Origin of the sequence: Sporichthya sp., assembly GCF_013815995.1 — a bacterium.
GTDB lineage: Bacteria > Actinomycetota > Actinomycetes > Sporichthyales > Sporichthyaceae > Sporichthya.
On record NZ_JACDFE010000243.1, the window covers coordinates 1 to 6,442 of the forward strand.

4 protein-coding genes, 2 pseudogenes and 1 riboswitch are annotated in these 6,442 nt (G+C 71.9%); of the genes and pseudogenes, 2 read left to right on the forward strand and 4 right to left on the reverse strand.

Annotation, left to right across the window (positions count from 1 at the left end; translation table 11 throughout):
- Positions 1-675 (reverse strand): annotated as a pseudogene (locus H0X00_RS20370) (precorrin-3B synthase); the annotation flags it as partial.
- Between the two features lie 107 nt (positions 676-782).
- Positions 783-850: riboswitch (cobalamin riboswitch) on the forward strand.
- A gap of 54 nt (positions 851-904) precedes the next feature.
- Between H0X00_RS20370 and cobN the strand changes: the two are divergent.
- Positions 905-4,618 (forward strand): cobaltochelatase subunit CobN, encoded by a 3,714-nt coding sequence (cobN, locus tag H0X00_RS20375; protein WP_293774338.1) that lies wholly within the window; start codon positions 905-907, stop codon positions 4,616-4,618.
- A 1-nt stretch (position 4,619) separates the two neighbouring features.
- Here the strand turns inward: cobN and H0X00_RS20380 are convergent, their stop codons facing one another.
- The 3 genes and pseudogenes from H0X00_RS20380 to H0X00_RS20385 all read right to left on the reverse strand — a co-directional run bounded on the left by H0X00_RS20380 (position 4,620) and on the right by H0X00_RS20385 (position 5,640).
- Positions 4,620-4,772, reverse strand: coding sequence for a hypothetical protein (locus tag H0X00_RS20380; protein WP_293774339.1), 153 nt, complete (start codon positions 4,770-4,772; stop codon positions 4,620-4,622).
- A 290-nt stretch (positions 4,773-5,062) separates the two neighbouring features.
- Positions 5,063-5,137, reverse strand: a pseudogene (locus H0X00_RS23965) (ATP-dependent endonuclease); the annotation flags it as partial.
- Positions 5,137-5,640 (reverse strand): Crp/Fnr family transcriptional regulator, encoded by a 504-nt coding sequence (locus H0X00_RS20385; protein ID WP_293774340.1) that lies wholly within the window; start codon positions 5,638-5,640, stop codon positions 5,137-5,139. The pseudogene H0X00_RS23965 and the gene H0X00_RS20385, both read right to left, overlap by 1 nt.
- 240 nt (positions 5,641-5,880) lie before the next feature.
- Between H0X00_RS20385 and H0X00_RS20390 the strand changes: the two genes are divergently transcribed.
- Entirely contained in the window at positions 5,881-6,330 is a 450-nt protein-coding gene (locus tag H0X00_RS20390; RefSeq protein WP_293774341.1) for a hypothetical protein, read from the forward strand.
- The last annotated feature ends 112 nt before the right edge of the window (positions 6,331-6,442 follow it).

Below are 6,442 nucleotides of genomic sequence, written 5' to 3' on the forward strand. Positions count from 1 at the left end.
GACCCGGACCGCGACCCGCGCGGGGCCTTCCTCCAGTTCGGCCAGCCGCCAGGCCGGCGAGCACAGGTGCGCCCGCTCGAGCCGGAAACCCTCGGCGGCAGCCAGGACCGCGGCCACGGCCTCGTCGGCCTCGACCCACAGCCCGACCTCGTGCCCACCCAGCAGCAGGGCGTAGGTCTCCCCGGTGGCGATCAGGGCGACATCCGCGGTGAGCGCGGTGACGTCGGCGGCGCCGTCGTCCACGGAGAACAGGAACCGGCCGGGCAGGGTGGCCAGGAGCGGGTTGTCGATCAGGCCGTCGTCGATCCCCTCGACCAGGGCGCGGACATCAGGCCGGTCCGAGACCAGCCCGGTCAGCGGCGAGGCGACGATGTTGCGCACCCGTTCGTGGCTGTCGCTGGGCAGCAACCCGGCGGGTCGCAACCGCGCCGCGAGCTCCTGCTCCGCGCCCGGGCGCAGGCCCCGGACCTGTACGTTCGCCCGGCCGGTCAACTCGAGCACCCCAGTACCGAGGTCCGCGGCCGCGTCGGCGAGAACCAGCAGGCCGGCAGCGCTCAGCACGCCGCCTGGAGTGCGCACCCGAGCCAGGCCCCCGTCCTCGGCCTTCCACACCGAGAGCACGCCCGGGCAGGCGTCAGGTCCCGCCCGTCGGGCGGTCGGTGAGGGAGAGGGCACCCCGCGATCCTACGAACCCACCAGTGCTCAGCCCAAAGCACGGAATTCCCGACTCCGTCGGGCCACCGCCCGTATGCGAGAGTGGGCGCTGCAACGCGACGACCTGCGAGGAAGCCGGTGCGAGACCGGCGCCGTCCCGCGACTGTGACCCGGTTCACCGGGGAGCCAGACACTCCAGGCGTCGCCAGGACCGGCCCGGGGCGCGGACCCCGAGGGAGGACACCCGCCCATGGGCACGCACCTGCTGTTGTCGACGTCCGACACCGACCTTCTGTCGGCGCGAGGCTCCGGCGCCGACTACCGCCTGGCCAACCCGACCAAGCACGATCTCGCCGACGTGCTCGCGATGGTCGAGGGCACCGACCTGGTGCTCGTCCGGATGCTCGGCGGCTACCGCGACTGGCAGGACGGCTTCGACGCCCTGCGCGCGCAGGCCCTGGCGCCCGGCGGCGTCCCGCTGATGGTGCTCGGCGGCGAGTCGACCCCTGACGCCGACCTGATGGCCCTGTCCACCGTGCCCGCCGGGGTCGCCGCGGAGGCGCACGTCTACCTCGCCTACGGCGGCCCGGCGAACCTCGGCCAGCTGCACAACTTCCTGTCCGACACCGTGCTGCTCACCGGCGAGGGCTTCGCTCCCCCGGCCCAGCTGCCGGACTGGGGCCACCTGGACCGCGTGTCGTCCCACGAAAGCGCAGACCTACAGGCGGAAATCGCCGAATCGACCCGCACAACTGCGCTTTCGGCGGAAGGCACGCCGCAACCGCGAATCGGCATCCTCTACTACCGGGCGCACCACGTGGCCGGGAACACCGCGTTCGTCGAGGCGCTGTCGCAGGCGATCGAGGGGCACGGCGGGGTCGCGATGCCGATGTACTGCTCGTCGCTGCGGGTGCCCGACCCCGGGCTGCTGGCCGAGCTCGCGAAGGCCGACGCATTGGTGGTCACCGTGCTCGCCGCCGGCGGCCGGCGGCCGGCCGACGTGGGCGCCGGCGGGGACGACGAGGCCTGGGACGTCCAAGCCCTCGCGGCGCTCGACGTGCCGATCCTGCAGGGCCTGTGCCTGACCTCCTCACGGGAGACCTGGGCCGAATCCGACGACGGCCTTTCGCCGCTGGACACTGCGACCCAGATCGCGGTGCCGGAGTTCGACGGCCGGCTGATCACGGTGCCGTTCTCGTTCAAGGAGATCGACGCCGACGGCCTGCCGGTCTACGTCGCCGACCCGGAGCGCTGCGCCCGCGTTGCCGGCATCGCGGTCCGGCACGCGCGGCTGCGGCACATCGCACCGGCGCAGAAGAAGCTCGCGCTGATGCTCAGCGCCTACCCGACCAAGCACTCGCGCATCGGCAACGCTGTCGGCCTGGACACCCCGGCCAGCGTCATCGTGCTCCTGCACGCCGTGCGCGACGCCGGCTACGACGTCGGTCCACTCGACGGTGACGGCGCCCTCCCCGGCCTCGGTGCCCGCGACGGCGACGCCCTCATCCATGGCCTGATCGCCGCCGGCGGGCAGGACCCGAACTGGCTGACGGAGACTCAGCTCTCAGGCAACCCGGTCCGGATCTCCGCCGCCGCCTACCAGGCGCACTTCGCCACCCTGCCGGCCGAGCTGCGCGAGGCGATGGAGCAGCACTGGGGCCCGGCCCCCGGTGAGCTCTTCGTCGACCGCTCGCAGGACCCCGCCGGCGAGATCGTGCTCGCCTGCCTGACCGCGGGCAACCTCGCGGTGATGGTCCAGCCACCCCGCGGGTTCGGGGAGAACCCGGTCGCGATCTACCACGACCCCGACCTGCCGCCGTCGCACCACTACCTCGCCGCCTATCACTGGCTCGGCAGCAAGAACGCCGGATGCTTCGGCGCCGACGCGATGGTGCACGTCGGCAAGCACGGCAACCTGGAGTGGCTGCCGGGCAAGACGGCAGCGATGTCCGCGTCCTGCGGGACGGATGCCGCGATCGGCGACCTGCCGCTGATCTACCCGTTCCTGGTCAACGATCCGGGCGAGGGGACGCAGGCCAAGCGCCGCGCGCACGCCACCCTGGTCGACCACCTGGTGCCGCCGATGGCCCGCGCCGAGAGCTACGGCGACATCACGCGCCTGGAGCAACTGCTCGACGAGTACTCCAACATCGCGGCGATGGACCCGGCCAAGCTGCCGGCGATCCGCGCGCAGATCTGGACGCTGATCCAGGCCGCGAAGCTCGACCACGACCTCGGCCTCGAGGACCGCCCGCACGACGCCGAGTTCGACGACGTCATCCTGCACATCGACGGCTGGCTGTGCGAGATCAAGGACGTCCAGATCCGCGACGGCCTGCACATCCTCGGCCAGGTCCCGGCCGGCGAACCCCGCATCGACCTGGTCCTCGCCATGCTGAGGGCCCGTCAGATGTGGGGTGGTACCGTCGCCGCCCTGCCCGGTTTGCGCGAAGCCCTCGGCCTGGCCGAGGACGGCTCCGCGACGATGGCCGAGACCGACGCCGTCGAGGCCACCGCCCGAGCCCTGGTCGCCGCGATGGACGCCGCCGGCTGGGACCCCGCCGTCGCCGATGAGATCGTCGCCCCCCTTGTGGCGGACGTGCTGCGCTTCGCAGCGACGGAGATCGTGCCGCGCCTGAACAAGACCGGGGACGAGATCGCGCACGTGCTGCACGCCCTGGCCGGCGGGTACGTGCCGGCCGGGCCGAGCGGGTCGCCGCTGCGCGGCCTGATCAACGTGCTGCCGACCGGGCGCAACTTCTACTCCGTCGATCCCAAGGCCGTGCCGTCCCGGCTGGCCTACGCCACCGGTGCCTCGATGGCGGACTCGCTGCTCGAGCGCTACCGCCGCGAGAACGGCGAGTGGCCGCGCTCGGTGGGCCTGTCGGTCTGGGGCACCTCGGCGATGCGGACCTCCGGCGACGACATCGGCGAGGTGCTCGCCCTGCTCGGGGTGCGCCCGGTCTGGGACGAGGCCTCCCGCCGGGTCACCGGCCTGGAGGCGATCCCGCTGGACGAACTGGAGATCGAGGGCGAGCGCCGACCGCGCGTCGACGTCACCGTGCGCATCTCCGGCTTCTTCCGGGACGCCTTCCCGCACGTGGTCGCGATGCTGGACGACGCCGTTGCGCTGGTCGCCGGGCTCGACGAGTCGGCCGAGGACAACTACGTCCACGCCCATGTGGACGAGGACATCGCGGGGCACGGCGGCGAGTCCCCCGTGGCACGGCGCCGCGCCACCTTGCGGGTGTTCGGCTCCAAGCCCGGTGCTTACGGCGCCGGCCTGCTGCCCCTGATCGATTCGCGGAACTGGCGCGACGACGCCGACCTGGCCGAGGTCTATGCGGTCTGGGGTGGTTACGCCTACGGCCGCGACCTCGACGGGATGCCGGCGCGACCGGACATGGAGACCGCCTACAAGCGGATCGCGGTCGCGGCCAAGAACATCGACACCCGCGAGCACGACATCGCCGACTCCGACGACTACTTCCAGTACCACGGCGGCATGGTCGCCACCGTCCGCGCACTGACGGGCAAGAGCCCCGAGGCCTACATCGGCGACTCGACGAATCCGTCCGCGGTGCGCACCCGCACCCTGTCCGAGGAGACCGCGCGCATCTTCCGGGCCCGCGTGGTCAATCCGCGCTGGATCACCGCGATGCGCCGGCACGGCTACAAGGGCGCCTTCGAACTCGCCGCCACCGTCGACTACCTGTTCGGCTACGACGCCACCGCCGGGGTCGTGCAGGACTGGATGTATGAAAAACTGACGGAGGCTTACGTTCTCGATCCCGAGCAGCGCAAGTTCTTCGCCGAGTCCAACCCCTGGGCTCTGCACGGCATCACCGAACGTCTGCTCGAAGCGGCCGACCGCGGGATGTGGGCCGAGCCCGACCCGGAGACGCTGGCCGGACTGCGGCAGGCCTACCTGGAGACCGAGGGCGACCTCGAAGCGAGCACCTGACTCAGATCTCGAGCACCGCGTCCAGCGGCCGCGGCACGGCTCCCAGGCCCAAGGCCTCCACCAGCAGTCGCGCGTAGCGGGCCTTGCGCCCGGCGCGTACCCCGAGAAACCGGTGCAGTACCTCCTCGCTCGCCCAGCCCTGCTGGGCGGGCATCCCGGCCAGCAGTCGCAGCGACCGGAGCTCCCCTGCGCCTCGATGACGTCCTCCACCGCGGAAACGCCGAGAGCACGGATCAGCTCGTACTCCAGGTCCGGATCGCAGCCGAAGAAGCCGTCCGCAGCAACGCCGGCGCGGTCCAACGCGGAGCGCAGGTGTGAGGCCTCGGCGGCGTCGTAGAGCCCGCCGAGCCGAACCCCGGTCGGGGCATACCGCTGCAGGTGGGCGTAGGTGTTGGTGATCCCGCCCATGGCGACGACCTCGACGCCCTCGCCCGTGAGGTCGCGACCCCGGCGGGCAGCCAGGGTCGTCAGCGCGACCCGGTCGCTCTCGCCCTCGACCAGGACAATCACGCGCACCATCAGCGGACGGCGCGGCCCCGGACCCGGTCCAGGTCGCGGATCACGATGTCCGCGCCGGTGTTCTCCACCCAGCCGAGCTGGCGCAGCGACTGCAGCGCCTGGATCCTGCGGCGCAGCCGGGACGCCACATCGACCAGCAGGTAGCGCAAAGCATTCGGCGTCGCGTCGAGGAAGGTGTTGAACGCCGCGGTCGGGATGCAGGCCACTTCGATCGCACTCAGTGCGGTCAGGGCCGCGGACCGCTGCCCGCCGTCGACCGCGGAGACCTCGCCGAGCAGCGTGCGCGCCTCGACCACGTCGAGCACGACTTCACGGCTGTCCACCGAGGAGACCGAGACCTTCACCAGTCCCTTGAGCAAGATGAAGACCTCGTGCGACGGATCGCCCCCCAACGCCAGCGCGGTTCCGCTCGGAAAGCGACGGCGCACGCCCAACTCGAGTAGCGCGGCGTAGTCATCCGGCCCGAGCAAATCGAGAAATCCGCGCTCGATGTCGTCAATCATTCGACCGGCGTCGGCGACTTGTCCTGGTATTCCCCCCCATGGCCGGTCACCCTGTCATCGACTCGATCCGCCGTACGGGTGAAGAACCCATTCTGGGGTGCGGATCGGCGGGAGATGGGTACGACTACCCACGCAGGTTGGGTCGGCGACCGCAGCGACACCGGTGGTCCCGCGGACAGGATTCGTGTCGTACCGAACAGGGCCCGAAGGGGCAGCCCGCCACTCGAAGGAGACGCCGAGATGACCGCCACCCGCCAGCGCACCCGGATCGCAACCGCCCTCGCCACCACCCTCGGGCTGGGCATCCTGGGCCTGGCGGGTGCGGCTCCGGCCGGAGCCACCACCCCCGACGGCACCGGCACTCCGCAGGGCTGCGAGCAGGCCTGCACGGTCAGCGTCCCGCCCAGCCTGGACGCCGGCCTCTGGACCGCCAAGGACGGCGCTCCCCGCTACCGCGTCGACGGCATCGGGTTCTCCGAGGGCAAGGTCAAGGTCGTGGTGGCGACCAAGGGCGGCAAGACGCTGTGGACCCGCACGGTGCGGACCGGTTACGACGAGGGCCTGCCCGAGCCCACCTTCCACGTCGGCACCACGGTGCGCTGCGACCACCGCACCCGCTACGTCACCGCGCAGGACCTGAGCACCGGCGAATGGACGGAGGCGTACACACTCAACCCCTGCATCCTCTGACGCCCACTCTCTGACGCCCCGTCACCCCCCCCTCGGGCGCGTCAGAACCGGAGCGTCAGACCCCGGCGGGTCCCCCGGCCCGCCCCAGGGCTCGGGCGGTCCTCGGCCACTC

What these genes read in the sequence shown, in the direction of transcription:
- cobN (WP_293774338.1), top strand. Translation starts at nt 905, where the DNA reads ATGGGCACGCACCTGCTGTTGTCGACGTCCGACACCGACCTTCTGTCG.
- H0X00_RS20380 (WP_293774339.1), bottom strand. Translation starts at nt 4,772, where the DNA reads ATGCCCGCCCAGCAGGGCTGGGCGAGCGAGGAGGTACTGCACCGGTTT.
- H0X00_RS20385 (WP_293774340.1), bottom strand. Translation starts at nt 5,640, where the DNA reads ATGATTGACGACATCGAGCGCGGATTTCTCGATTTGCTCGGGCCGGAT.
- H0X00_RS20390 (WP_293774341.1), top strand. Translation starts at nt 5,881, where the DNA reads ATGACCGCCACCCGCCAGCGCACCCGGATCGCAACCGCCCTCGCCACC.